The organism is Streptomyces parvulus, from assembly GCF_014648855.1.
GTDB lineage: Bacteria > Actinomycetota > Actinomycetes > Streptomycetales > Streptomycetaceae > Streptomyces > Streptomyces parvulus.
On sequence record NZ_BMRX01000016.1, the window covers coordinates 112,615 to 136,518 of the forward strand.

Consider the following 23,904-nt stretch of genomic DNA (forward strand, 5'->3'; position numbering starts at 1 on the left):
ATGGCCATGCCGCTGCGCCAGTCCGTCAAGGTCGCTACATACCTGGCCGAACAGAAGATTCGCCGACGCGACAAGTTTCCGCTCATCGTGGAATTGGAGCCGCTCTTCGCCTGCAACCTCAAGTGCGAGGGGTGCGGAAAGATCCAGCACCCGGCCGGGGTGCTCAAGCAGCGCATGCCGGTCGCCCAGGCCGTGGGAGCGGTGCTCGAATCGGGCGCCCCGATGGTCTCCATCGCCGGTGGCGAGCCCCTGATGCACCCGCAGATCGACGAGATCGTGCGGCAGCTCGTGGCCAAGCGGAAGTACGTCTTCCTGTGCACCAACGCGCTGCTCATGCGCAAGAAGATGGACAAGTTCAAGCCCTCCCCCTACTTCGCCTTCGCGGTCCACATCGACGGCCTGCGTGAGCGGCACGACGAGTCCGTGGCGAAGGAAGGCGTCTTCGACGAGGCCGTGGAGGCCATCAAGGAGGCCAAGCGGCGCGGCTTCCGCGTCACCACCAACTCGACCTTCTTCAACACCGACACCCCGCAGACCATCGTCGAGGTGCTCAACTTCCTCAACGACGACCTCCAGGTCGACGAGATGATGATCTCGCCCGCCTACGCCTACGAGAAGGCCCCCGACCAGGAGCACTTCCTGGGCGTGGAGCAGACCCGCGAGCTGTTCAAGAAGGCCTTCTCCGGTGGCAACCGGGCCCGCTGGCGGCTCAACCACTCCCCGCTGTTCCTCGACTTCCTCGAGGGCAAGGTCGACTTCCCCTGCACCGCCTGGGCCATCCCCAACTACTCCCTCTTCGGCTGGCAGCGCCCCTGCTACCTGATGAGCGACGGGTACGTGCCCACCTACCGGGAGCTGATCGAGGACACCGACTGGGACAAGTACGGCCGCGGCAAGGACCCGCGCTGCGCCAACTGCATGGCGCACTGCGGCTACGAGCCGACCGCCGTCCTGGCCACCATGGGGTCCCTCAAGGAGTCCCTGCGCGCCATGCGCGAGACCGTCTCCTCGAACCGGGAATGACGTCGTGACCGCCATCTCCCTGGGCGTCCCCGAGGTCCCGGTCCGGCCGATCGCCGAGCGGCGCGTGTCGCGGCGGATCCAGGTCGGGCCGGTGGCCGTCGGGGGCGGGGCCCCGGTGTCGGTGCAGTCGATGACGACGACCCGTACGTCGGACGTCGGCGCGACGCTCCAGCAGATCGCCGAGCTGACGGCGTCCGGCTGCGAGATCGTGCGAGTGGCGTGTCCGACGCAGGACGACGCGGACGCGCTGCCCGTGATCGCGCGGAAGTCGCAGATCCCGGTGATCGCCGACATCCACTTCCAGCCCAAGTACGTGTTCGCCGCGATCGAGGCGGGCTGCGCCGCGGTCCGGGTGAACCCGGGCAACATCAAGCAGTTCGACGACAAGGTGCGCGAGATCGCCAAGGCCGCTCGCGATCACGGCACTCCGATCCGCATCGGCGTGAACGCGGGCTCCCTGGACCGCCGGCTGCTCCAGAAGTACGGCAGGGCGACCCCCGAGGCGCTCGCCGAGTCCGCGCTGTGGGAGGCGTCGCTCTTCGAGGAGCACGACTTCCGCGACATCAAGATCTCGGTGAAGCACAACGACCCGGTCGTCATGGTCGAGGCCTATCGCCAGCTCGCCGCGCAGTGCGACTACCCGCTGCACCTCGGCGTGACCGAGGCCGGCCCCGCCTTCCAGGGCACCATCAAGTCGGCCGTCGCCTTCGGCGCGCTGCTCTCCCAGGGCATCGGCGACACCATCCGCGTCTCGCTCTCCGCGCCGCCGGTCGAGGAGATCAAGGTCGGCATCCAGATCCTCCAGTCCCTGGGGCTGCGGGAACGCCGGCTGGAGATCGTCTCGTGTCCGTCCTGCGGCCGTGCCCAGGTGGACGTCTACAAGCTGGCCGAGGAGGTCACCGCCGGCCTGGAGGGCATGGAGGTCCCCCTCCGCGTCGCCGTCATGGGCTGCGTCGTCAACGGTCCGGGCGAGGCCCGCGAGGCCGACCTCGGCGTCGCCTCCGGCAACGGCAAGGGGCAGATCTTCGTCAAGGGCGAGGTCATCAGGACCGTCCCCGAGTCGAAGATCGTGGAGACCCTCATCGACGAGGCCATGAAGATCGCCGAGCAGATGGAGAAGGACGGCGCGTCGGGGGAGCCGGCCGTCACCGTGAGCTGAGACAGCACGGACCGAAGGGGGCCCGAACGTGACGATTCTGGAGAACATCCGCGGACCACGCGACCTGAAGGCACTGTCCGAGACGGAACTCGCCGAACTGCCCGGCGAGATACGCGACTTCCTGGTGCACGCGGTCGCCCGCACCGGCGGTCACCTCGGACCCAACCTGGGGGTGGTGGAACTCACCCTCGCCCTGCACCGGGTCTTCGAGTCGCCGGCCGACCGCATCCTGTGGGACACCGGCCACCAGAGCTACGTGCACAAACTGCTGACCGGGCGTCAGGACTTCTCCAAGCTGCGGAGCAAGGGCGGCCTGTCCGGCTACCCCTCCCGCGAGGAGTCCGAGCACGACGTCATCGAGAACAGCCACGCCTCCACCGTGCTCGGCTGGGCCGACGGCCTCGCCAAGGCGCGCGACGTGCGCGGCCAGGACGGCCACGTCGTCGCCGTCATCGGCGACGGCGCGCTCACCGGCGGCATGGCCTGGGAGGCACTGAACAACATCGCGGCCGCCCGGGACCGGCCGCTGATCATCGTGGTCAACGACAACGAGCGCTCGTACGCGCCCACCATCGGCGGCCTCGCCAACCACCTCGCGACCCTGCGCACCACCGACGGCTACGAGCGGATGCTGGCCTGGGGCAAGGACGTCCTCCAGCGCACCCCCGTGGTCGGCCACACCGTCTACGAGGCCCTGCACGGAGCCAAGAAGGGCTTCAAGGACGCCTTCGCCCCCCAGGGGCTCTTCGAGGATCTCGGGCTCAAGTACGTCGGCCCGATCGACGGGCACGACCTCGGGGCCGTCGAGTCGGCGCTGCGGCGCGCGAAGCGCTTCCACGGGCCGGTGCTGGTGCACTGCCTCACCGAGAAGGGCCGCGGCTACGAGCCCGCCCTGCGCGACGAGGAGGACCACTTCCACACCGTCGGCGCGATGGACCCGCTCACCTGCGCACCGCTCGCCCCGGCCGGCGGGCCGTCCTGGACCTCCGTGTTCGGCGAGGAGATGGTGCGCATCGGCGAGCGTCGTGCCGACGTCGTCGCCGTCACCGCGGCCATGCTGCACCCGGTCGGTCTGGCGCCGTTCGCCGATCGGTTCCCCGACCGGGTCTGGGACGTGGGCATCGCCGAACAGCACGCCGCCGTGTCCGCGGCCGGGCTCGCCACCGGCGGGCTCCACCCGGTCGTCGCCGTCTACGCCACCTTCCTCAACCGCGCCTTCGACCAACTGCTCATGGACGTCGCGCTGCACCGCTGCGGGGTCACCTTCGTGCTCGACCGGGCCGGCGTCACCGGCACCGACGGCCCCTCGCACAACGGCATGTGGGACATGTCCGTCCTCCAGGTCGTCCCCGGCCTGCGCATCGCCGCCCCGCGCGACGCCGACCAGCTCCGCGCCCAGCTGCGCGAGGCGGTCGCCGTCGACGACGCGCCGACCCTGCTGCGCTTCCCGAAGGAGTCCGCCGGACCCGCGGTGCCCGCCGTCGGCCGGATCGGCGGCATGGACGTCCTGCACGCCTGCGACCGGCCCGAGGTGCTGCTGGTGGCCGTCGGTGTGATGGCGTCCGTCTGCCTCGGGGCCGCGGAACTGCTGGAGGCCCGCGGCATCGGCTGCACCGTCGTCGACCCGCGCTGGGTCAAGCCCGTCGACCCGGAGCTGGCCCCGCTGGCCGCACGGCACCGGCTGGTCGCCGTCGTCGAGGACAACAGCCGCGCGGCGGGTGTCGGTTCGGCGGTGGCCCTGGCGCTCGGTGACGCCGACACCGACGTGCCCGTACGCCGCTTCGGCATCCCCGAGCAGTTCCTCGCGCACGCCAAGCGCGCCGAAGTGCTCGCCGACATCGGTCTCACCCCGGTCGACATCGCCGGCCGGATCGGCGCGAGCCTGGCCGTCGGGCGAGCGGTGGAACCGTCCGGCGACGGACGGAACGTCATGCCAGCGCAAGGAGAGAACTGAATGACCAAGGAGTTCGACCTCGCCGCGCTCTTGGCCGAGCGCGGGGCCGAGCGGTACGAGCTGCACGCCAGGCACCTCAACCACCAGCTGCCGCGCATGCTCCACACCATCGGCTTCGACAAGGTCTACGAGCGGGCCGAGGGCGCGCACTTCTGGGACGCCGACGGCAACGACTACCTCGACATGCTGGCCGGGTTCGCGGTGATGGGCCTGGGGCGCCACCACCCGGTGGTCCGCAAGGCGCTGCACGACGTCCTCGACGCCTCGCTGGCCGACCTGACCCGCTTCGACTGCCCGCCGCTGCCGGGCCTGCTCGCCGAACGGCTGCTCTCCTACAGCCCGCACCTGGACCGCGTCTTCTTCGGCAACAGCGGGACCGAGGCGGTGGAGACCGCGCTGAAGTTCGCCCGCTACGCGACCGGCAGGCCGAGGATCCTCTACTGCACGCACGCCTTCCACGGGCTGACCACCGGGTCGCTCTCCGTCAACGGCGAGGACGGCTTCCGCAAGGGCTTCGCGCCCCTGCTGCCCGACACCGCGATCCCCCTCGGTGACCTGGACGCCCTGGCCCGCGAGCTGCGGCGGGGCGACGTGGCCGCGCTCGTCGTGGAGCCGATCCAGGGCAAGGGCGTCCACGAGGCGCCGCCCGGCTACCTGCGGGCCGCACAGGACCTGCTGCACCGGCACAAGGCGCTGCTGATCGCCGACGAGGTGCAGACGGGCCTCGGCCGGACCGGGAAGTTCTACGCCTTCCAGCACGAGGACGGCGTCGAGCCCGACCTGGTCTGCGTGGCGAAGGCGCTGTCCGGCGGATACGTGCCGGTGGGGGCCACCCTGGGCAAGGACTGGATCTTCCAGAAGGTGTACTCCTCCATGGACCGCGTGCAGGTCCATTCGGCGAGCTTCGGGTCCAACGCGCAGGCCATGGCGGCCGGCCTCGCCGTGCTCTCGGTGATGGAGAACGAGCAGATCGTGGCGAACGCCGCCGCGGTGGGGGAGCGGCTGAAGTCCCGGCTGACGGAGCTGGTGGACCGCTACGAGCTGCTCGCCGACGTCCGGGGGCGGGGGCTGATGATCGGCATCGAGTTCGGCCGGCCCAAGTCCCTGAAGCTGCGCAGCCGCTGGACCATGCTGCAGACCGCCCGCAAGGGCCTGTTCGCGCAGATGGTGGTGGTGCCGCTGCTGCAACGGCACCGCATCCTCACCCAGGTCTCCGGCGACCACCTGGAGGTGATCAAGCTGATCCCGCCGCTGATCATCGACACGGCGGACGCGGACCGGTTCGTCGACGCCTTCACCGAGGTGATGGACGACGCGCACAACGGGGGCGGCCTGATGTGGGACTTCGGCAAGACCCTGGTGAAGCAGGCGGTGGCGCACCGCTGAGGGGAGCTTTTGCCTCGCAGGCAAAAAACTTGCCTCAGGGGCAAGTCTCGGGCTGAATGGGCTCATGAGCACGAGCTCCTCCGAGACCGGCCCGCCCGACGGCGCGGTCGCCGCGGTCGCGCCCCAGCTGCGTGAGCTGCGGCGGCGGGCCGCCCTGACCCTGGAGGCGGCGGCCCGCGCGGCCGGGCTGTCGCCCGCCCACCTCTCCCGCCTGGAGACCGGGCAGCGCCAGCCCTCGCTGCCGATGCTGCTCGCCCTCGCCCGCGTCTACGGTACGACCGTCGCCGAGCTGCTGGGGGAGGCGCCCGCGGACCGGGACGCGGTGGTCCGCGCCGCCGAGATGGAGCCCAGCGCCGCGGGCGGCTGGACGTACCGGCGGGCGGGCGCTCCGGGCCGGGGCATGCAGGCCCTGCGCGTCGAGGTGCCGTACGGCTCCCAGGGGGACATCGTGCGGGTGCATCCCGGGGAGGAGTGGCTCCACGTGCTCAGGGGCCGGCTGCGGCTGCGCCTCGGGGACACCGAGCACCGGCTCGGGGTGGGGGACGGCGCCCACTTCGACTCGCTGACCCCGCACCGGATCGCCGCGCTCGATCCCGAAGGGGTGGAGCTGCTCTTCGTCCACACGCTGCTGCAGAGCCCGACGGCCGCACTGTGCCTCGGCCCGACGACCACCGGGGAGACGCCGTGAGATCCATGGAGGAGAAGTTCCCGCGCGCCCTGTGGGTGCGCCTGCTCATCTACATCGCGCTGGGGCACGTCTTCGGCGGCTTCCTCTACCTGCTCTTCGAGGTGGGGGCCAGTCGCTAGGGCCTGTCTGACAATTCCCTCCCCCAGCCTCCGGCCGGGAGGTGCCCCCAGCCTCGCGCCGCCATGCACGCACTCTCGCCGCACCGGGCGCAGAGCCAAGTACATCCAGTACGAGGCTCCACGCCCGGCACGGCGAGAGCACGCACCTGACGACGCAAGGCCGCCCTCCGGGCGACGACGGGAATTGTCAGACAGGCCCTAGCCCGCCGGGCGGGTCCGTGACGCGCGGCTCAGTCCAGCATGCGCTCGCGCAGCCGCTCCCGGGTCCCGGGCGTGAGGTGCAGGCCCTGCTCCAGGTAGGCGTCGACGCCGCCCCAGGTCTCCTCGACGGTCTCGAAGGCCGCCGCCAGGTACTCGGCGCGCGCGTCGAACAGAGGGCTGAGCAGCTCCATGACCTCCGGGGAGTAGGCCGAGGCGGCGGAGCTGCTGCGGCGCACCTTGTAGCGGCGGTGCGTGGCGTTGGACTTCAGGTAGTCGTCGAGGACGGCGTCGCGCTCGACGCCGAGCGCCAGCAGCGTGACCGCGATCGACAGGCCCGCCCGGTCCTTGCCCGCCGCGCAGTGCATCAGGGCGGGGACGCTGTCCTCGGCGAGCGCGTGCAGCACCCTGGAGTGCTCCGCGGTGCGCTCCCGGATGATCGTGCGGTAGGACTCGATCATCCGGTTGGCGCCCTTGTCGCCGGCCAGGATCTCGTGCAGCTGGTCGAGGTCGCCGTCGCGGACCATCTTCCAGAACTCGGCGCCGTCGGCCGGGTCGCTCAGCGGAAGGTTCACATTGCGCACGCCCGGCAGCTCGACGTCCGGGCCTTCCAGCTTCTGGTCGGCCGCGTTGCGGAAGTCGAAGACGGTGTGCAGGCCGAGGGTCGCCAGGAAGGCGGCGTCCTCTCCGGTGGCATGCGCCAGGTGGCCGCTGCGGAACAGCACGCCCTGCCGCACCCGCCGCCCGTCCGCGGTCGGCAGTCCGCCGACGTCCCGGAAATTGCGCACCCCGGTCAGCTCGGGCTCGGTCGACGGGACCTGCTGCGTCACGGGGACTCCTCCCAATCCGCCCCGCCGACGCTGCTCGGCGGCGGGCTCGCCCCGACGATACGGCATCCCCTGTCTGCGCCGATGAGTTGTCCACAGGCCATTTCGGGGTGACCTGGAAGTTCTGTCCGAATTGACGCCTTAATTCCAACTGGCGCTGAAATGCGAAAGGGTGGGAAAGGGGCGCGTGAGCAGCGTCATATCCGTAACGGTGCGTTGTTCGTCATGTGCACGTAATCAAGCCGGTTCGCAAGGCCGTTCACTCGAAACGCCATTCCCCGAATCGACGGAGTGTGACCGGAAATTCCCGTAAAGGATCAATCGGAACCCCTTCCGGTGGAACCCCTCGCTTGTCCGGGTGCGTCTTGGTCCCTTACGTTCACCACCGATCCGGACGGACGCCTAATCCTGCCGCCGACCGGAGCCCACTCTCATCCACCACCCGTACCGGCAGGAGCGGGGGACCCACAGGTACGAATGCCTGTTCCGGTTCCCGGAACGGCTTGGGGTGAAGCCGCGTCTCGGCGCGGCCGGGCATCTCCAGCCCGAACCCGACAGCTCACCTCGCAGGCGCCGGAGAGGAATTCGCCATGCCCGCGAAGGGTAAGCACCGCCGTACCAGGGCCATGCGCCTGACCCGCACCATCGCCGTCGCCTCGACCGGTGGCGCCGCGCTCGCGCTCCCGCTGATCGGGGCCGCCGGCGCCAACGCCGCCCCCGCGCACTCCGTTTCCGCGCAGTCCACCGCGGCGTCCGTGAAGAAGGCCGCCCCGGCCGGCGCCGAGAAGAAGAACACGGACACGCGGACCTACACCGTCAAGAGCGGCGACTACCTCTCGCGGATAGCCGACGAGCAGAACGTCGACGGCGGCTGGAAGAAGCTGTACGAGGACAACCGCGAGGCCGTGGGCTCGGACCCGTCGCTCATCCACCCGGGCCTGAAGCTCTCCGTCGGCGCCAAGGCCGCCGGGTCCTCCGCCCCGTCGGAGAAGCCGGCCGCCGAGAAGCCCGCCGCCGAGAAGCCCGCCGCCGCGGAAAAGCCCGCCGCCAAGCCGGCCGAGAAGTCCGCGGACGCCGAGCAGGCCTCCACCTCGGAAGCCGGCAGCGGTTACACCTCCCCCGTCGCGGGCGGCACCGTGGGCACCCCGTACCACCAGTCCGGCAGCATGTGGTCCAGCGGCTACCACACCGGCACGGACTTCGTCGTCCCGACCGGCACCCCGCTCAAGGCCGTCGCCGCCGGCACCGTCGTCTCCGCCGGCCCCGGCGGCGCCTACGGCAACCAGGTCGTCATCCAGCTCGCCGACGGCCACTACGCCCAGTACGCCCACCTCTCCTCCCTCTCCGTCTCCGCCGGCCAGTCGGTGACGGCGGGCCAGCAGGTCGGCCTCTCGGGCGCCACCGGCAACGTGACCGGTCCGCACCTGCACTTCGAGATCCGCACCACGCCGGACTACGGCTCGGACATCGACCCCGTCGCGTACCTGCGCTCGCACGGCGTCTCGCTCTGACCCCCTAGGGCACAGCCCCCACGCCACCGAAGGCCGGACCCCGATCCCCGGGTCCGGTCTTCGGTGTATCCGGACCGGGGGGTGGCTCCCGCCGTATTCCGGAGTTGACCAAGGCTTTAGCAGTGGCTTTTCTCACCGGCCGTCAACCCCTTCCTACGGTCGCGTAGGTCACATTCCAAGGTGAATCATGGCTCGCTGTGGCAGACGATTCGAAGAGTGACAGCAGAGCAGTGATCGGGTCGTACGTGGCGGTGGGGGACAGCTTCACCGAAGGCGTCGGCGACCCCGGCCCCGACGGGGCGTTCGTCGGCTGGGCCGACCGGTTCGCCGTACTGCTCGCGGACCGGCGCCCCGTGGGCGACTTCACGTACACGAACCTCGCGGTCCGCGGCAGGCTGCTCGACCAGATCGTGGCCGAGCAGGTCCCGCGGGTCGCCGAACTCGCCCCGGACCTGGTCTCGTTCGCGGCCGGCGGCAACGACATCCTGCGCCCCGGCACCGACCCCGACGAGGTCGCCGAGCGCTTCGAGGGGGCGGTCGCCGCGCTGGCGGAGGCGGCCGGAACCGTCCTCGTGACGACGGGCTTCGACACCCGTGGCGTCCCCGTGCTCAAGCATCTGCGCGGCAAGATCGCCACCTACAACGGACACGTCCGCGCCATCGCCGACCGGTACGGGTGCCCGGTGCTCGACCTCTGGTCGCTCCGGAGCGTGCAGGACCGCAGGGCGTGGGACGCCGACCGGCTGCACCTGTCCGCGGAGGGTCACACCCGGGTGGCGCTGCGCGCGGGACAGGCGCTCGGCCTGCCGGTGCCGGCCGACCCCGACCAGGTCTGGCCCCCGCTGCCGTACCGCGCCGCGCTGGACGTGCGCCGGGACGACGTGCACTGGGCGCGCGAGTACCTGGTGCCGTGGATCGGGCGTCGGCTCCGGGGCCAGTCCTCGGGCGACCACGTGACCGCGAAGGGGGCGCTGTCGCCGGACGACATCAGGACGCGGATCGGCGCGGTGGCCTGAGCACGCGTGGAGGGGCGGACCGTGCCGGACGGGCCGGCCCGAACGGGTCTGGTCTGGTCTGGTCTGGTCGGTGGACGGGACCGGCCCCCGTCCCGGGCCGGACGGGGCGGGTCAGCGGCGGAGACCGGCCTCCGCCCCCTGCGGCAGCCCCAGCTCCCGCGTCAGGGCCTCGTCCGTCCACTCCCGCGCGCGGGCGCGGGACACCGTGCCCGCGTACGACGTGAGCTGTACGGCGAGCCCGTCGAGGAACGCCGTCAGCCGCAGGGCCGCGCCCTCCGGGTCCGGGCAGGGGAACTCCCCGGCGGCCACACCCTCGGCGATGACCTCGGTGATCGCGGCCTTCCAGCGGCGGTCCAGCTCCGCCGTGACCTCCCGCAGCGCGGGTTCGCGCAGCGCGGCCGCCCAGCCCTCGATCCACAGCCGCCAGCCCTTGGCCTGCCCGGTCGGCGCGTACCACCGCACGGCGGTCCGCAGGCGGCGCAGGGCCGGCGTACGGCGGCCCAGGAGGCGGCGCAGGTGGGCCAGGTCGTCCTCGGCGGCCCGCGCGAAGGCGGCGGCGACCAGCTTCTCCTTGGTGGTGAAGTGGTAGAGCACCAGCGCGTTGCTCACCCCGAGCGCGGCGGCCACGTCGGCGATCCGCAGCGCGTCGACGCCCCGCGCCGATATCTGCTCCACCGCGGCGCGCAGCATCTCCTCGCGCCGCTCGGCCACACTCAGCCGGACCCTCGCCATGCCCGTCCCCCCGATGCCCCGGACACGATCAGTCGGTGTCACACGAGACGACCATAATGAAAGCCTGACCTACTCCACGTGGAGGTTACCGTGGCCGGATTCCGTTCCCCGAGCCCAGGGCTCCGCACGCCGCGGCCCGCGGCCTTCGGCGCGGACCCCAGCGGTGAGCGCATGGCGCGCATCCGCAGATCGCCGCACTTCAGCGACGGCGTCTTCCAGAACCCCGGCGGCACCGCCCGGACCCGGCCCTCCGGATCGGCCCGTGAGTTCGCCCGCGTCTACTTCGACCGGGAGTCCCGGCTGCGCCGTGCGCCGCGCGGGCCCGTCCCGGTGCACGCCACCACCCTCGCCGACCTCGCCCGGCCGCCCGCCACCGGACTCCGGCTGACCTGGATGGGGCACTCCAGCGTCCTCGCGGAGATCGACGGGCAGCGGGTGCTCTTCGACCCGGTGTGGGGCGAGCGCTGCTCCCCGTTCCCCTTCGCCGGCCCCAGGCGGCTGCACCCGGCCCCGGTCCCGCTGGCCGCCCTCGGACCGGTCGACGTCGTCGTGATCTCCCACGACCACTACGACCACCTGGACATGCCCACGATCAAGGCGCTGGCCGGCACGGACACCCTGTTCGCCGTGCCGCTCGGGGTCGGCGCCCACCTCGAACACTGGGGCGTGCCCGCCGGCCGCCTCCGCGAGCTGGACTGGCACGAGTCGACCCGCGTCGGCGGCCTCACCCTGACCGCGACCCCGGCCCGCCACTTCTGCGGGCGCGGCCTGCGCAACACCCAGCACACCCTCTGGGCGTCGTGGGTCGTCGCGGGGGAGGAGCACCGCGTCTACCACAGCGGGGACACGGGTTACTTCGACGGCTTCCGGGACATCGGCGCGGCGCACGGCCCGTTCGACGCCACGATGATCCAGATCGGGGCGTACTCGCACTTCTGGCCCGACATCCACATGACGCCCGAGGAGGGCGTGCGGGCCCACCTCGACCTCCAGGGAGGCGCCCCGGCCGGCGTGCTGCTGCCGATCCACTGGGGGTCCTTCAACCTCGCGCCGCACGCCTGGGCGGAGCCGGGGGAGTGGACGAAGGACGCGGGCGAGGAGGCGGGCCAGGTGGTGGCGTCTCCGAGGCCGGGGGAGCCGTTCGAGCCGGCGGGGAAGGTGCCGGTGGAGGCGTGGTGGCGGGCGGTGTCGGAGCCGATCGCGCACACCTGGCGGCGTCCCCGGTCCGCCGAGGACGCGGGTGGGGCGAGCAGGGGGGATCTGGACCTCGCGGGGGAGCGGTGACGTCGACTGGCCCGCGGCGGCCACCACCGCCGCACGGCAGACCCGCCGCCTCCAGAGCCTCGCCGAGGACTTCCTGCTCCTCGCCCGCCTCGACACCAGCTTCTCCGCGGCCAACCCCGAAGCCTTCGACCTGACCGCCGACGGTGACCTGCACGTGGTGCGCGGCGTGGCGGACGGCGTTGGCGACGAGGTTGCGCAGCAGCCGTTCGCGGTCGTCGGGGTTCCCGCACGCGTATGCCGGTGCTGTCGCGGGCGATGGCGAGTCCCAGCCCGGTGCCGCCTCGCCCTCACCCCCCGCGCCTTCGGCGCCCGCTTCGAGCTGCGCCTGCCCCGAGCCGTCGGCTGTGACGACGCCTGCGCGGAACTCGGCCTCACCCGCCACGTGGTGGGAACCGCACCCACCGAAGCGGCCGCCTTCGCGTTCGCGCGCGACTCCGACCTCCTCGTCACCGTCCCCGACATCACCGTCCGCCCGGTGGACACGGTGGCCGGTCTGACCGTGCTGGCCCTGCCGGTCGAGCTGCCGCCGGCCCCGGTGTACCTGTCATGGCACCAGCGCTACGACACCGACCCCGCGCACGTGTGGCTGCGCGACCTGGCGCGGACCGCGCTCGCATCGTGCGCGGAGGCCGGAGGGCCGCTGGACGGGGCGGCGCAGGGGGCCGGACGTTAGACGGCCGGCTTCGCGGTCTTGTCGGTGAGGGTCCGCAGGAGTCCTTCGACGCCGTTGAGGAACGTCGCGGAGATCAGTTCCGGGTCGAAGAGGCAGCCGGCTGCCATGGCTCCGTCGCGGAGCATGACGAGGTGTCGTCCGGCGGCTTCGGCCTCGTCGCCGTTGACCTGGCCGAGCAGCTCGGTGAGCGTGTCGAGGAACCACTCCCGGTGGGCGATGACGGCTCGGTGGATCGGATGGGCGGGGTCGAAGTACTCGGCGGCGGCGTTGAGGAAGGCGCAACCACGGAACCCGGGGGAGCGGATGCCTTCGGTGATGGACCGGGCGACGGCCCGGACCTGCTCGGCCGGGGACCGGCTGCCGGCCACGGCGTCGGCGACCTGGGCGCGGATGGCGAGGTCCGCCTGGTCGAGGTAGGCGAGGACGAGTTCTTCCTTGCCGGCGAAGTGCCGGTACAGCGTGGCGCGGGTGACCTGCGCTTCGGCGGTGATCCGGTCGATGCCGACGGAGTGGATCCCCTCGGTGTAGAAGATCCGCGTCGCCGTGGCCAGAAGCCGTGCACGCGCTTCGGAAATCTTGCCGCCCTCCGTGCTCCGAGTCATAAGGACCGAGCGTACCGCATGGCAGAACGTTCGGTCTTGTCAGGTCGTCGCGCGAAGTCGTGCACGTCAGGAGCCGGAACGGCCGGAGCGGCGGACGCTTGGACTAGAAGTCCAGAGCTCTACTACATGGCCATTTCGGCCAACGTGCAGGTTGGCCCAGCCGAGACGGTGAGGCCGAAGCCCGTCGCGGGAGGAACAGCGCCTGGCCGCGAGGAACGAACGCGACAGCGCGGTCGCCGCGGCGGACCGGTTGCGCGCCGGCGGGATGCCCGTCGGCACCGTGAGCGTCGGTTGCACACCGACCGCACACCCTGCCGAGGACCTCGGCTACCAGGTCTTCGACGGCTCCCAGAACCCGGCCAACGGCCCTCGGACCATCGCGGCCTGGCCTTGCGGCTCATTGGTCGTGTCGAGCACCGACCCAGTTCCCGGAGAAAGCCCTTCAGCCGGCGTCCCGGATCTCGGCCCACGGGCTCTCGGGCAACGCGTCGCGATCGATGCGGGCGCCGTCCTTGAACACGTCGGCGATGCGGCGGTAGTTGCGCGGGTCGGCCAGCGGGTCGGCGTCGAGGATGACCAGGTCGGCCCGCTTGCCGCTCTCGACGGTGCCGAGTTCATCGGCCTTTCCGTAGGCCTCGGCGATGTTCCTCGTCGCGGCGAGCAACGCGTCCATCGGCCGCATGCCCCGCTCGGCGACCGCTTCCAACCACAGGAAGTGCCCCTCGCCCAGCTCCGTCAGCAGGTCGTCCCCCTGAAGCAGCGGAGCCATCGCGGTGAACCGCAGTTCGGGGCGGCTGCGGTAGGCGTCCGTGGTGAGCAGGATCCTCGCGCCGGCGTCGATGAGTCTGCGGTCGTTGACGTCCTTGGTCGCGTGCAGCCACTGCATCGGCGGGATGCCGTGGGCCTCGTTCCACGCCACGTAACGCTCCGTCTGGACCATGCACGCGCACGGGATCTGCCGCCGCACGATGTCGTCGAGCAGGTCGTCCGGGATCGGGTGCCGGCCGGAGGCGTCCGGGTGCTGGAGCAGGTCCGCACCGGCCTCGACCTCCATCCGCAGCTCTCCGGAGTCGTGGAGTGGGCTTGCGCGGTGCGCCCCGCCCGGTGCGCCTCCTCCACGATCATCCGCTGCGTCCGCTCGGAGAAGAGGATGTGGTCCATCTGCTGATGACCGCTGGAGCCGTACTTGACGAGGTCGGCCAGTCCACGGTCGAGGTAGGAGCGCACGCGGTCGCGCACCTGCTCCGCCGGCAGCCACAGGAGGTCCGCGCCGACACCGGCTTCGAAGACCTCGTTGATCCGGGTGATCGTGTCGGAGGTGACTCCTCGGTCCGGGTGCGGAGGGGCGGCAACCTGCCCAAGGCGGAAGGAAGGGCAAGCGAGGGCGACTCGTCTGCGGCTTCGCGGGGCGGGCCTCGGTAACGCGTCTCACGCTAGCGGGCCACGCGGTCCACGGTCTCACGACGGATGTCGCGACCTGGACCTGTCGGACTCGACACCGTGCGCGCCGCCGCGCCGAAGTGCCCGACGATGCGATTTCCACGCGCCTGCGGCCCCGCGTCATGCCGCCGCCCCCGCCGGAGAGGTAGGTAGAACGTTCGGTCTTGACAAGGGGGTCCGGTGTTGCAAGTCTTGTAAGACAGAACGTTCAGTCTCCCCGAGGTGCTGTCACCAGGCCCGCGCGCCCGCCCGTTCGGGACGACCGGCCCGCCCTTGGACCTCTCCGCTTCCGGATCCCATCGAAAGGTTCACCATGACCACCATCGCCGCTCCGTCCGCCACCACCGGGCCCGCCTCCGCACTGCGGAGGCTGTACTTCGTCCGGTTCGCGTTCGCCATCGTCTGGGCCCTGGTCATGCTCACCATGGCCGAGAAGATCACCCCCGTAGCGGGAGTGCTGCTGGTGGTGTATCCGCTGTTCGACGTCGGTGCCGCCGTCGTCGACGCCAACGCCTCGCGCGAGACCCGGTCGCCGGTGCTCCTCTACGTCAACATGGCGGTCAGCCTCGTCGCGGCCGTCAGCGTGGGCATCGCCGCGACGTCCGGGATCCCGGCGGTGCTGCGGGTGTGGGGCGCATGGGCGATCGTCTCCGGTCTGGTCCAGCTGATCGTGGCCGTTCCCCGCCGCACGATGGGCGGCCAGTGGCCGATGATCCTCAGCGGTGCCATCTCCGTGCTCGCCGGAGCCTCGTTCGTCGCGTCCGCCGGCGCGGACGCCCCCACGCTCACCGGCGCCGTCGGGTACGCCGTCCCGGGCGGCGTCTTCTTCCTCATCTCCGCCCTGCGCCTCGGCCGCGCCGCCAGGGAAAGCTGACGACCCGCACTTCCGAGGCGCCTGGTTCACGCCCGGCCCCGGCCCGTGTACAGCTCCAGTTCCCCGTCGAGTTCGAGGGCGAGGACGCTGCCGTGGCGGGCGAGGTCCGCCGGGTCGGGCGCGTCGATCCACAGGACGCCGGGGACGTCGTGCAGACCACCGGTGCGACGGTGGGCGAGTTCGGTCCCGGTCCCGAGGACGCTGACCCGGCGCACCGCGTTGCGCAGGCCGCGGACCGCCACCGTTTCGCTCGGTGGGTCGAAGCAGACCAGGTAGAGCGTGCGGCGGTCGGCGGACAACGTGCTCGGTCCGTAGTGGTGCCCCGGCGGCAGGCCCGCGACGGTGCGGTGGACGGCCGCGGAGTGGCGCCGGATCCAGTCACCCAGCCCTTCGAGCCGTCGGGCCTGTTCCGCGACGATCGTGCCGTCGGCCCGCGGTCCCACGTTCAGCAGGAGATTGCCGCCCATGCCTATCGTCTCGGCGAAGTACCGCACGAGTTGTGCCACGCTCTTGTGGTTGTCGTCCCGGGGCCGGTAGCCCCAGGAGTCGTTGACGGTCAGGCACAGCTCCCATGGGGTCTCGGGTGCGGACATGGGCAGCCCCTGCTCGGGCGTGGCGTAGTCGCCGTGGCCGAGCAGCCGGGCATTGCACACCGTGTCCGGTGCCGTCTCCCGGATCGTCCCGGCCAGTTCGGACATCCGCCACTGCCGGGCCGAGCGTTCCCACTCGCCGTCGAACCAGAGCAGGTCCGGCCTGAACCGGGTGAGCAGTTCGTGCACCTGGCCGTCCCGGTAGTCGAGGTAGCGGTCCCAGGCGCGGGGGTCCTCGGCGCCCGGGGCGGGGGAGACGTAGCCGCTGTCGACCAGTTCGGGGTGGGGCGGGTGGGGGTGCCGTAGCGAGGCGTAGTCGGGGTGGCTCCAGTCGGAGTGCGAGTAGTACAGACCGGCCCTGAGCCCTTCGGCTCGCATCGCGCTCACGTACTCGGCGACCAGGTCGCGGCCCGCGGGGGTGCGCCGGACCACGTTCAGGTCGCTCAACCGCGTGTCCCACAGGGCCACTCCGTCGTGGTGCCGTGCCGTGAGAACGGCGTACCCGGCCCCGGCGCGGGCGAAGAGCCGGGCCCAGGCGCCGGGGTCGTAGGCGGACGCGGTAAAGCCGTCGAGTTGCCTCATGTACCGCTCGTGCGGCATCACGCCGTCGAAGAGGGCCCAGGACTCGGGCACGCCCTCGACCGAGTAGATGCCGTAGTGCACGAATATGCCGAGCTTGGCTTCGGTGAACCAGGGTTGCATGGTCATGATGGACCGTCCTCGCGGAATCTCGCCTTGTGCGTCCGGGCCGACCCCGTGATTGTCGCCGCGGATCGGTCCCGGCCGGGCTCGACGGCCACCATGTGGTCCGCCGGCAGCTGCCCAGGAGCAGGCCGGGCGCGTGCCGTGCTGTAGCGCCGGCGGTCCGATCCCTTTGACATCTGTCGGTCGCCGCGCCCTCGGAGACCCACCAGAGTGGGCCCCATCAGGGCCACGGTCGGGGAGAACCCGCGTCTGCCCACCCACGGTCGAAGGAGATCCCTTGCTGAGCAGTGATGTCGTGGTCGTCGGTGCCGGGATGGCCGGAGCGTCCGTGGCCGCGGAGCTGTCCGAGCGGCTGTCGGTCGTGGTCGTGGAAGCGGCCGCCTCGGGGGAGGAGCACAGCACGGGCCGCTCCGCCGCCGCGTTCCTGCCCTCCTACGGAAGCGCCGGGGTGCGGGCGCTCACCCGGGCGAGCCATCCGCTCTTCGAGGCGATGGCCGGCAGCGACGCGCCGCTGCTGCGACCGCGGCCCCTGCTCTGGGTGGCGACCGACGATCCGAGCGAGCACACCCTGACCGAGCTGCGGCGGACCTCACCGCACCTGGAGTCACTCTCCCCCGAGCATGCGCGAGGCCTGTGCCCGCCGCTGCGGAGCGAGCGCGTCCGGTCCGCTGCGGTGGACCGGACGGCCGCCGACGTGGACGTCGCGGGCCTGCACCAGGCGTACTTCAGGACGTTGCGGCGGCGCGGCGCCACCGTGCTGTTCAACGCCGCGGTGCGCGAGATCGAGCGCGACGGCCAGGGCTGGAACGTCACGGCAGGCGAACACGTCGTGCACTGCGCGAAGGTCGTGGACGCCGCCGGGGCGTGGGTCGACCAGGTGGCCGGCCGCGCCGGCGTACCGGCGCTCGGCATCCGGTCCAAGCGGCGCACGGCCTTCGTCAGCCCGACCGGGTTCGCGGGTGACGTCGGCGAACTACCGCTGGTCGTGGACGCCTGCGAGCGCTGGTACGTGAAACCGGAAGCGGGGCTCATCCTCGGTTCGCCCGGGGACGCCACGGATGTGTCTCCCGGCCGACCGCGCCCGGACGAACTGGAGATCGCGCGCGCACTCGAGGCCATCGCGGAGACGACCACGCTCGGGCTGCGCAGTGTGCGACGCGCGTGGGCGGGCCTGCGCAACTTCGTCGACGACCACGAGCCGGTGATCGGCGAGTGGTCCGGGCACGAGGGCTTCCACTTCCTGGCCGGACAGGGTGGTTACGGCATCCAGATGGCCCCGGCGCTGGCCCGCCTGGCGGCTGACGTCGTCGCCGACGGAACGCTGTCCCCGGAAACGGCGGGGTACGGGATCCCGGCTACCGCCCTCCGCCCCGACCGCCTGTCGCCCGCACCGACGACTCGGCTCCGGCAAGATCACTGAGATCGGTCCTGCTCCAGCTCCAGAAGCTCGACTCGGCCAATGGAATGCAGCGGTGGGGTTGCGGCCCTGAGGCCTGATGGAGCGTCATGTAACCGGACATCCACATGACGCTTGAAGAAGGCGTACGGGCCAACCTCGACCTCCAGGTGTCCGTCGAGACGTGGTGGCGGGCGGTGTCGGAGCCGATCTCGCGCAGACGGAGGCGTCCCCGGTCCGCCGAGGGCGCGGGTGGGGCGAGCCGGGGGATCTGGACCTCGCGGGGGAGCGGTGAGGTGGGAGGGGACCCGGGCCCCACCGGTGAGCGGTCGCCCTCGCCCTCGACAGCGGTCTGCTCTCGGGTGACGTCGCCGGAGGCGGTGAGCGCGGCGGTCCGGCTCGCGACGAGCCGCTGCCGCGGGTCGCCGGGCGGGCCGGGCGCTGTTTGGGCCGGGTGTGCCGCGCGGTAGGGACGAGCGTGCGGAGGGCCTGCCCGGCGGGGCGTGGCGAGTGCGGCACCCGGCCTGCGAAAGGTGGAGCGAGCATGTCCCCTGCGTCCCCTGCGGGTGGTGGCGGTGAGGGAGCCGCCCATCACCGGGACCTCACGGTCGTCACCGACCTCCTCGCCGAACAGCGCCGCAGAATCACCGACTTCGACGGCCCCGGCGAGCGGTTAGCGGCCCCCGTGCAGGACCCCGGCGCCGGCCCGCCGTCCCTGCCGGAGCCCGGATGGCAGCAGACCATGGACGCCATCCCGATGCCGGCGCTCCTCGTCGCGCCGGTCCTCGGCCGGGACGGCGTCCCGCGGGACTACTGGTACGTGGGGCGGAACCGGGCCGCCCTGCGCTACTCCGAAACGGTGATCCCGCCGGCCGCCCTCCCGGCCTGGTCGGGAAGGCCGGTCCCGCTGTTCGGGCGGTTCCCGGAGATGGCGCACACGGCGATGCCCCGCATGCTGGCGGAGGCGTACCGAGGCGGCGAGATCCAGGGCCCCACCGTGGTGGAGTTCCCGCTGCGGGCTCCCGACGGTGAGGTGGCCCGGGTGAGCGCGGAGGTACGGGTCTCCCGCTGCGGCCCGCACCACCTCCTCGTGGCCTGGGAGCGCGGCAACCGGCAGGCACTGGCCCGGGCGGCACAGCACCTGGCCCGGACCTGCTGGATGGAGTGGAACCTCACCGGCCAGCCGCCCCGCGCCTCCTTCGGCGTGCGGCACGTCCTCGGCCTGCACCGCGACGCCCCGCTGCCCGGCCTCGTCGACGTGGCGGCCATGACGGACCACGCCGGTGCGGAATCCCTCTACCAGGTGCTCTACGACGTACTGCTGCGCGGCCGGACCGCCGAGTGCGACCTGCGCCTGCCCGCCCGGCGCAACGGCGTCCTGCGCCTGCTCGCGGAGCCGGTGTTCCGGCCCGGCGGACCCGTGTGGGCGGTGCGGGGCGTGATGATGGACGTCACCGGCGACCGCCTCACCCGGCACCGCGCCCGGCACGCCGAACGGGAGGCGACGCGCGCCCGGGACCGGGCCCAGGCGTTCGGCGAGGTCGCCGCCGCCTTCCGCGACGCCCTCTCCCCGCGGTTCGCCGGAGGGAAGGTGCCCTCGGGCCTGGAGACCGCCGCGGTGTACCGGCCCGACGAAGGGGCGGGGGTGGGCGGCGACTGGTACAAGGCCCGGGTCCTGCCCGACGGGCGTACGCTGCTCGCGCTCGGCGACGCCCGGGGCCACGGCCTCGCCGCGGTCACCCTCATGGCCAAACTCCGCTACGCCCTGGCCGGCCTCGCCTTCACCGCCCACCCCGTGGAGCACCTCACCGGCTGGCTCTCCGACGTCGCCTGCGACGACGGACCCGAGTCCACCGCCACCGCCATCGTGGGTGCCTACCACCCGGAGCGCCGGCTGTTGCGCTGGGTCAGTGCCGGACATCCGGCTCCGCTGCTGCTGCGCGACGGCAGAGTGCGGCCGCTCGCCCTGCCGCCCGACGCGACGGGGCTGCCCCTGGGCGTGGTGCCGGACACCGCCTACACGGCCGTCGAGACCGTACTGGCCGCCGGGGACGTCGTGTTGATGTACTCCGACGGTCTCGTCGAGCGGCGGGGCAGCGACATCGACGCGGACACCGAACTGCTCCGGCACCGGGCCGAACGGCTCGCCCGCACCTCCCTCCGTCGGGGGACCGGGGGCCTGCAGGCCTACGCGGAGCACGTGGTGCGCGCCATGTCCGACTCGCCGCAGACGGACGACGCCACCCTGCTCGCCGTGCGCTGCCTGCCCTGACGGCCGGGTGGCCGGCCGCCGCGCCGCCCGCCCCGACGCGAGGGCGAGCAGCACTGGGCCCCGCCGGGCCGGAGCGCGGCGGGGCCGACAGGGGCCTGCCCCCGCATCGGCCGACGCGTGACGTCGGCGTCCCCGGGGGCAGGCCGTGATGCGGTGGGTGCTACCGGACCGAGTACCCGAAGTACTTGCCGTTGGCGGGGAGTCCGCCCTGACCCGGCTGGTACGTGGTCGCGGGCCTGCTCGTACCGCCCGTCACCACGTTCGGGAAGGGCAGGACGTGCAGTGCTCCGGTGGCCGCCGGGCCGTAGGGCATGCCGGCGTAGAGGTTGCGCGGGGTGAAGTGGATGCTGCTGCCCAGCTTGGCCCCTGTGGCCGGGGAGCCGGGAACGCCGTCGCCGTCGCCGGCCTCGACCCACAGGTCGTTGGCGCCCGCCGAGTCCAGGAGCGAGAAGGTGTGGACGGCGCCGGCGTCGGTGGCGCTTGCGAGGTCCTCGCCGGGGGTGCCCACGGCGACCTTCAGGGTGGCGGCCGAACCGACCGTCCGGGGCGCGGTGTTGACCGCGCTGAGGGCAGCGCCCGCGTGGTCACCGGCCTCGATCGTGCCGGAGCGGTCGTCGGTGGAGGAGCCCTGGTTCAGCGCGTGCATGTAGTCCCAGGTGCCGTTGGGCTTGAGGTGCACCAGCATGACGTTGCCCGCGCCGGCCAGCTGCGCGGCGCCCGTCTCGGGGGCCAGGGCCTCGCCGGGCGCGCCGATCGCGAGGATCGAGTCGGTCGCCGTGGCGGCGCCGGACGGTCGGTAGGCGACCAGGGCGAGCGCCTCGCCGAACTCGTCGCCGGCCTCGGCGGCGCCGTTGATCTTCTCGTTGTTCTGGTCCATGCCCGTCACCACGGTGAGCCGTCCGTCGGCACCGATCTTGTGGCTGAGGACCACCAGGTTTCCGGCGTTCGCGTTGCCGCCGATCGCGTCACCGGGAGCGCCGATGGCGATGAAGTTGGCGTCGCCCGCGACGGAGGTGCCGAAGGCGTCGTCGGCCTCGGCCGCGCCGGGGACATCCGAGATGTCCTGGTTGACGGTGACGTTGGTGTCGCCGTACACGTAGAAGGCGGCGCCCGCCTTCTTGAGCGAACCGAGCGCCTCGCCGGGCGTGCCGATCAGGACCCACGGCCTGCCCTCGGCGGTGGTGCCCGCGGCGAGGGAGGCGCCCATCCGGTCGCCCTCCTCGGGCGCGGAGGCGCCGATGGAACCGTTGCCGGAGCCCTGTTCGAGGTGGCGCGTGGCCGGGCCGCTGCCCAGGCCGTTCTTGCCGCCGAACAGGATGTCGACGAAGCCGGCGTCGACCGCGCTGCCGACGTTCTCCTCGGAGGCGGACACGACGAGGTCGGTGTAGCCGTCCTCGTTGTAGTCGACCGTCGCCAGGTGGTTGCCGAAGTGGTCCCCGGCCTCGGCGTCGCCGGGCACCCAGGCGAGGTCCTGGTTGATCTCGGCGATGCCCTTGCCGCCGCCGTGGACCACGCGGACGAGCCCCGCCGTGGTGTGACCGCCGACCGTGGCCATCGGGTCGCCGACGGCGATGTCCTCGACGGCGTCGCCGTTGAAGTCGGTGATGCGGGTGGCGGCGGCCTTCTCGGCGATCCAGGAGCCGAGGTCGTCGACGCGGGCGACGACGCCCGCGGTGGAGGTCTGGGCCTCGTCGACACCGAGGCAGCCGCCCTGCGCGGACCGGCTGTTGAGGCCGAAGAGCTTGCCGCCGGAGAGCACCGGACCGCCGGTGTCGCCCATGCAGGCGGCCGCGCCGGCCTTGCCGGTGACACCCGCGGACGTGGCCGCGGTGGAGTCGACGGTGTAGGTGCCGGTGTGCAGCTGGGAGGGCGCCCAGACGGTCTTCGTGCGGCCGTACCCGGCGAAGTTCAGCTCCGCACCGGCGGTGGGCACCGCGGTGGCGAGCTGGGCCGGGGCCACGTTGGTGACCGGCCGGCTGAGGCGGGCCAGGACCACGTCGCGGTCGGTGCGCGGCACGATCTCGACGACGTTGCGTTCGGCGCCCTGCGTGCCGGAGAGGCCGACGACGGCGGTGGTCGGCCTGGCCGGGGCGCCGGCCGGGACGGCGAGCGAGGCCGCGGGATTCTCGGCGAAGCAGCTGGCCGCCGTGAGCAGCCATTCGGAGTCGACGAGGACCGCGGAGCAGCCGCGGTCGTGGGCACCGACGGTGATCTTCGCGGCGTAGGCCCGGGTGGTGTCCGAGTCGGCGACCGGTGTGCCGCCGGTGACGGCGGCGGCGGGCGCCGCGCTCAACGCGAGCGACCCGGCGGCCAGGACCGCGCCGAGCGCGGCCAGGCGGGGGCGTCTGGTGGAAGACATACGAGAGGATTCCTCAATCACGTTACGGAGTCGCCTAGTTGGTGACGCGGATCTCGACCAGCACGTGCTCGCGGCCGTCGACGGACTCGCCGACGCCCTTCCACGTGTCCGCGGGGATGTCGTACTCGACCTGGTCGCCCTCGGCGGTCATCTCCAGGTGGGTGTTGGTGGAGTCGTCCGTCTTCACTCCGTGCACCGCGGGCAGTTCGAGGGTCAGGAAGCCCTCGTCGGCGGTGACCTGGAAGCAGACGTCCTCGTGTTCGCGGGCGAGGAACTGCAGCAGGTTGTCCCCGCTCGCGCAGTCGGCGAGCACGATGTGGCCGTCGCCGCGCTTGAGGGCGATGTTCTGCTCGGCCAGGATCTTGTCGGCGTCCGGGTAGTTGTAGTCCTCGACCGCGTAGCCGGGCTCGGAGCCGGCGACGGTCTCGGCGGCGGGGCCGCCGGCGGTGCCCGGGCCGCCCTGGGCCAGCACGGCCCAGGCGAGGGCGCCGGCGGTGGCCGCGGCACCGAGAATGCGCACGAATGCGCTGCGTGTCTTCATCACAGTCCTAGAAGGTCGACAGTTCATGGGTGTCAAAGCCCCTGCTGGCGGGGCGCCGGGCAGGCCCGTCCCGTCCCCGAAGCGGACGGAAACGGGCAGGCCTGTGCCCGAAAAGGCGTCCGGAGATACGTCCGGACCACGTGCGGAACGACGTCGCCGCCGGTCCGCTCAGCTCGTCCTCTTCAGCTCCTGCGTGACCGGTCCGTCCGGGTCGGACTGGAAGTACAGCGTGTCCTCGTCGTCCACGTAGAGCTGGATCCCGCCGGTCATGCCGAGCCCGCCGTCCTCGACACCGAGGTACACGAAGTCGCTGGAGCCGCCCGGGTCCTCGTAGTCCCAGCTGCCGCTGAAATCGACCGGATCCCCGCCCTCCCGCGTCGTGACGCGGGAGGCCGAGAAGGTGCCGTCCGCCGAGAGTTCGATCCGTCCGCCGCCGTCGTCCCGGTACACACCGGGCAGCTTCTTCGGGTCGACGGCCGCGTCCGAGCACCCCGACAGGAGCACCGCGGAGGCGGCGAGCACGGCGAAGAGCCATCGTCCACGGGTCGTCATACG

Annotated in this window: 21 protein-coding genes and 1 riboswitch; of the genes, 13 read left to right on the forward strand and 8 right to left on the reverse strand. The window is 72.2% G+C overall.

All coding sequences use genetic code 11. The annotated features are described in order from the left end of the window. The 6 genes from hpnH to IE108_RS28760 all read left to right on the forward strand — a co-directional run bounded on the left by hpnH (position 1) and on the right by IE108_RS28760 (position 6,329). Complete coding sequence (gene hpnH, locus IE108_RS28735) at positions 1-1,023, forward strand: adenosyl-hopene transferase HpnH (RefSeq protein ID WP_064730841.1); 1,023 nt, start codon at positions 1-3, stop codon at positions 1,021-1,023. 4 nt (positions 1,024-1,027) lie between these two features. Beyond that, positions 1,028-2,182 carry a flavodoxin-dependent (E)-4-hydroxy-3-methylbut-2-enyl-diphosphate synthase gene (gene ispG / locus IE108_RS28740; protein WP_064730842.1) on the forward strand — a complete coding sequence of 385 codons (1,155 nt, stop codon included), beginning with the start codon at positions 1,028-1,030 and terminating at the stop codon, positions 2,180-2,182. 28 nt (positions 2,183-2,210) lie between these two features. Continuing rightward, a complete protein-coding gene (dxs, locus tag IE108_RS28745) occupies positions 2,211-4,136 on the forward strand; it encodes a 1-deoxy-D-xylulose-5-phosphate synthase (protein ID WP_064730843.1) in 1,926 nt (641 codons plus the stop codon). Beyond that, complete coding sequence (locus IE108_RS28750; protein WP_064730844.1) at positions 4,137-5,522, forward strand: aspartate aminotransferase family protein; 1,386 nt, start codon at positions 4,137-4,139, stop codon at positions 5,520-5,522. Between the two features lie 64 nt (positions 5,523-5,586). After that, positions 5,587-6,210 (forward strand): helix-turn-helix domain-containing protein, encoded by a 624-nt coding sequence (locus IE108_RS28755; protein ID WP_079163736.1) that lies wholly within the window; start codon positions 5,587-5,589, stop codon positions 6,208-6,210. Positions 6,211-6,215: 5 nt separating this feature from the next. Beyond that, on the forward strand, positions 6,216-6,329 hold the full coding sequence (locus IE108_RS28760; protein WP_064730846.1) for a DUF6126 family protein: 114 nt from the start codon (positions 6,216-6,218) through the stop codon (positions 6,327-6,329). Positions 6,330-6,559: 230 nt separating this feature from the next. On the opposite strand, the gene IE108_RS28765 is transcribed toward IE108_RS28760, so the two are convergent. After that, entirely contained in the window at positions 6,560-7,357 is a 798-nt protein-coding gene (locus tag IE108_RS28765; RefSeq protein WP_064730847.1) for a tyrosine-protein phosphatase, read from the reverse strand. Positions 7,358-7,783: 426 nt separating this feature from the next. Beyond that, positions 7,784-7,942, forward strand: a riboswitch (cyclic di-AMP (ydaO/yuaA leader). Positions 7,943-7,944: 2 nt separating this feature from the next. Between IE108_RS28765 and IE108_RS28770 the strand changes: the two genes are divergently transcribed. Both IE108_RS28770 and IE108_RS28775 read left to right on the forward strand, forming a co-directional pair. After that, positions 7,945-8,865 (forward strand): M23 family metallopeptidase, encoded by a 921-nt coding sequence (locus IE108_RS28770; RefSeq protein WP_064730848.1) that lies wholly within the window; start codon positions 7,945-7,947, stop codon positions 8,863-8,865. Positions 8,866-9,095: 230 nt separating this feature from the next. Beyond that, entirely contained in the window at positions 9,096-9,881 is a 786-nt protein-coding gene (locus tag IE108_RS28775; protein ID WP_064730849.1) for an SGNH/GDSL hydrolase family protein, read from the forward strand. 111 nt (positions 9,882-9,992) lie between these two features. On the opposite strand, the gene IE108_RS28780 is transcribed toward IE108_RS28775, so the two are convergent. Beyond that, positions 9,993-10,613 (reverse strand): TetR/AcrR family transcriptional regulator, encoded by a 621-nt coding sequence (locus IE108_RS28780; RefSeq protein ID WP_064730850.1) that lies wholly within the window; start codon positions 10,611-10,613, stop codon positions 9,993-9,995. A gap of 90 nt (positions 10,614-10,703) precedes the next feature. Between IE108_RS28780 and IE108_RS28785 the strand changes: the two genes are divergently transcribed. Both IE108_RS28785 and IE108_RS34930 read left to right on the forward strand, forming a co-directional pair. After that, positions 10,704-11,897, forward strand: a complete 1,194-nt coding sequence (locus tag IE108_RS28785; protein ID WP_064732053.1) for an MBL fold metallo-hydrolase — start codon at positions 10,704-10,706, stop codon at positions 11,895-11,897. Then, on the forward strand, positions 11,854-12,570 hold the full coding sequence (locus IE108_RS34930; protein WP_064730851.1) for a type 2 periplasmic-binding domain-containing protein: 717 nt from the start codon (positions 11,854-11,856) through the stop codon (positions 12,568-12,570). The genes IE108_RS28785 and IE108_RS34930 overlap by 44 nt, the downstream gene beginning before the upstream one ends. On the opposite strand, the gene IE108_RS28795 is transcribed toward IE108_RS34930, so the two are convergent. Further along, a complete protein-coding gene (locus IE108_RS28795; protein WP_064730852.1) occupies positions 12,567-13,172 on the reverse strand; it encodes a TetR/AcrR family transcriptional regulator in 606 nt (201 codons plus the stop codon). The genes IE108_RS34930 and IE108_RS28795 overlap by 4 nt on opposite strands. A gap of 442 nt (positions 13,173-13,614) precedes the next feature. Beyond that, complete coding sequence (locus IE108_RS28800) at positions 13,615-14,226, reverse strand: amidohydrolase family protein (RefSeq protein ID WP_064730853.1); 612 nt, start codon at positions 14,224-14,226, stop codon at positions 13,615-13,617. A 699-nt stretch (positions 14,227-14,925) separates the two neighbouring features. Between IE108_RS28800 and IE108_RS28805 the strand changes: the two genes are divergently transcribed. Then, entirely contained in the window at positions 14,926-15,486 is a 561-nt protein-coding gene (locus IE108_RS28805; protein WP_064730854.1) for a DUF308 domain-containing protein, read from the forward strand. A gap of 26 nt (positions 15,487-15,512) precedes the next feature. Here IE108_RS28805 and IE108_RS28810 read toward each other — a convergent pair whose 3' ends face one another. Continuing rightward, positions 15,513-16,784 (reverse strand): alpha-L-fucosidase, encoded by a 1,272-nt coding sequence (locus tag IE108_RS28810; RefSeq protein ID WP_064730855.1) that lies wholly within the window; start codon positions 16,782-16,784, stop codon positions 15,513-15,515. Between the two features lie 274 nt (positions 16,785-17,058). Here IE108_RS28810 and IE108_RS28815 point away from each other — a divergent pair, with 274 nt between their 5' ends. Both IE108_RS28815 and IE108_RS28820 read left to right on the forward strand, forming a co-directional pair. Next, complete coding sequence (locus IE108_RS28815) at positions 17,059-18,201, forward strand: NAD(P)/FAD-dependent oxidoreductase (RefSeq protein WP_159394644.1); 1,143 nt, start codon at positions 17,059-17,061, stop codon at positions 18,199-18,201. 520 nt (positions 18,202-18,721) lie between these two features. Beyond that, the gene (locus IE108_RS28820) at positions 18,722-20,449 is read left to right on the forward strand and encodes a PP2C family protein-serine/threonine phosphatase (protein WP_079163738.1); all 1,728 of its coding nucleotides are present in this window, start codon (positions 18,722-18,724) and stop codon (positions 20,447-20,449) included. Between the two features lie 160 nt (positions 20,450-20,609). Here the strand turns inward: IE108_RS28820 and IE108_RS28825 are convergent, their stop codons facing one another. The 3 genes from IE108_RS28825 to IE108_RS28835 form a co-directional block, all read right to left on the reverse strand. Continuing rightward, positions 20,610-22,808, reverse strand: a complete 2,199-nt coding sequence (locus tag IE108_RS28825; RefSeq protein WP_064730856.1) for a S1 family peptidase — start codon at positions 22,806-22,808, stop codon at positions 20,610-20,612. Between the two features lie 34 nt (positions 22,809-22,842). Then, positions 22,843-23,349, reverse strand: a complete 507-nt coding sequence (locus IE108_RS28830; RefSeq protein WP_064730857.1) for a hypothetical protein — start codon at positions 23,347-23,349, stop codon at positions 22,843-22,845. 168 nt (positions 23,350-23,517) lie between these two features. Further along, the gene (locus IE108_RS28835; protein WP_064730858.1) at positions 23,518-23,901 is read right to left on the reverse strand and encodes a hypothetical protein; all 384 of its coding nucleotides are present in this window, start codon (positions 23,899-23,901) and stop codon (positions 23,518-23,520) included. Between the last annotated feature and the right edge of the window lie 3 nt (positions 23,902-23,904).

Bases quoted from the DNA above. Each gene is read 5' to 3' on its own strand.
- hpnH (WP_064730841.1), top strand. From the start codon at position 1: ATGGCCATGCCGCTGCGCCAGTCCGTCAAGGTCGCTACATACCTGGCC.
- IE108_RS28780 (WP_064730850.1), bottom strand. From the start codon at position 10,613: ATGGCGAGGGTCCGGCTGAGTGTGGCCGAGCGGCGCGAGGAGATGCTG.
- IE108_RS28750 (WP_064730844.1), top strand. From the start codon at position 4,137: ATGACCAAGGAGTTCGACCTCGCCGCGCTCTTGGCCGAGCGCGGGGCC.
- IE108_RS28755 (WP_079163736.1), top strand. From the start codon at position 5,587: ATGAGCACGAGCTCCTCCGAGACCGGCCCGCCCGACGGCGCGGTCGCC.
- IE108_RS28760 (WP_064730846.1), top strand. From the start codon at position 6,216: ATGGAGGAGAAGTTCCCGCGCGCCCTGTGGGTGCGCCTGCTCATCTAC.
- IE108_RS28770 (WP_064730848.1), top strand. From the start codon at position 7,945: ATGCCCGCGAAGGGTAAGCACCGCCGTACCAGGGCCATGCGCCTGACC.
- IE108_RS28800 (WP_064730853.1), bottom strand. From the start codon at position 14,226: ATGGAGGTCGAGGCCGGTGCGGACCTGCTCCAGCACCCGGACGCCTCC.
- IE108_RS28795 (WP_064730852.1), bottom strand. From the start codon at position 13,172: ATGACTCGGAGCACGGAGGGCGGCAAGATTTCCGAAGCGCGTGCACGG.
- IE108_RS28810 (WP_064730855.1), bottom strand. From the start codon at position 16,784: ATGACCATGCAACCCTGGTTCACCGAAGCCAAGCTCGGCATATTCGTG.
- IE108_RS28835 (WP_064730858.1), bottom strand. From the start codon at position 23,901: ATGACGACCCGTGGACGATGGCTCTTCGCCGTGCTCGCCGCCTCCGCG.
- IE108_RS28825 (WP_064730856.1), bottom strand. From the start codon at position 22,808: ATGTCTTCCACCAGACGCCCCCGCCTGGCCGCGCTCGGCGCGGTCCTG.
- IE108_RS28805 (WP_064730854.1), top strand. From the start codon at position 14,926: ATGACCACCATCGCCGCTCCGTCCGCCACCACCGGGCCCGCCTCCGCA.
- IE108_RS28830 (WP_064730857.1), bottom strand. From the start codon at position 23,349: ATGAAGACACGCAGCGCATTCGTGCGCATTCTCGGTGCCGCGGCCACC.
- IE108_RS28820 (WP_079163738.1), top strand. From the start codon at position 18,722: ATGTCCCCTGCGTCCCCTGCGGGTGGTGGCGGTGAGGGAGCCGCCCAT.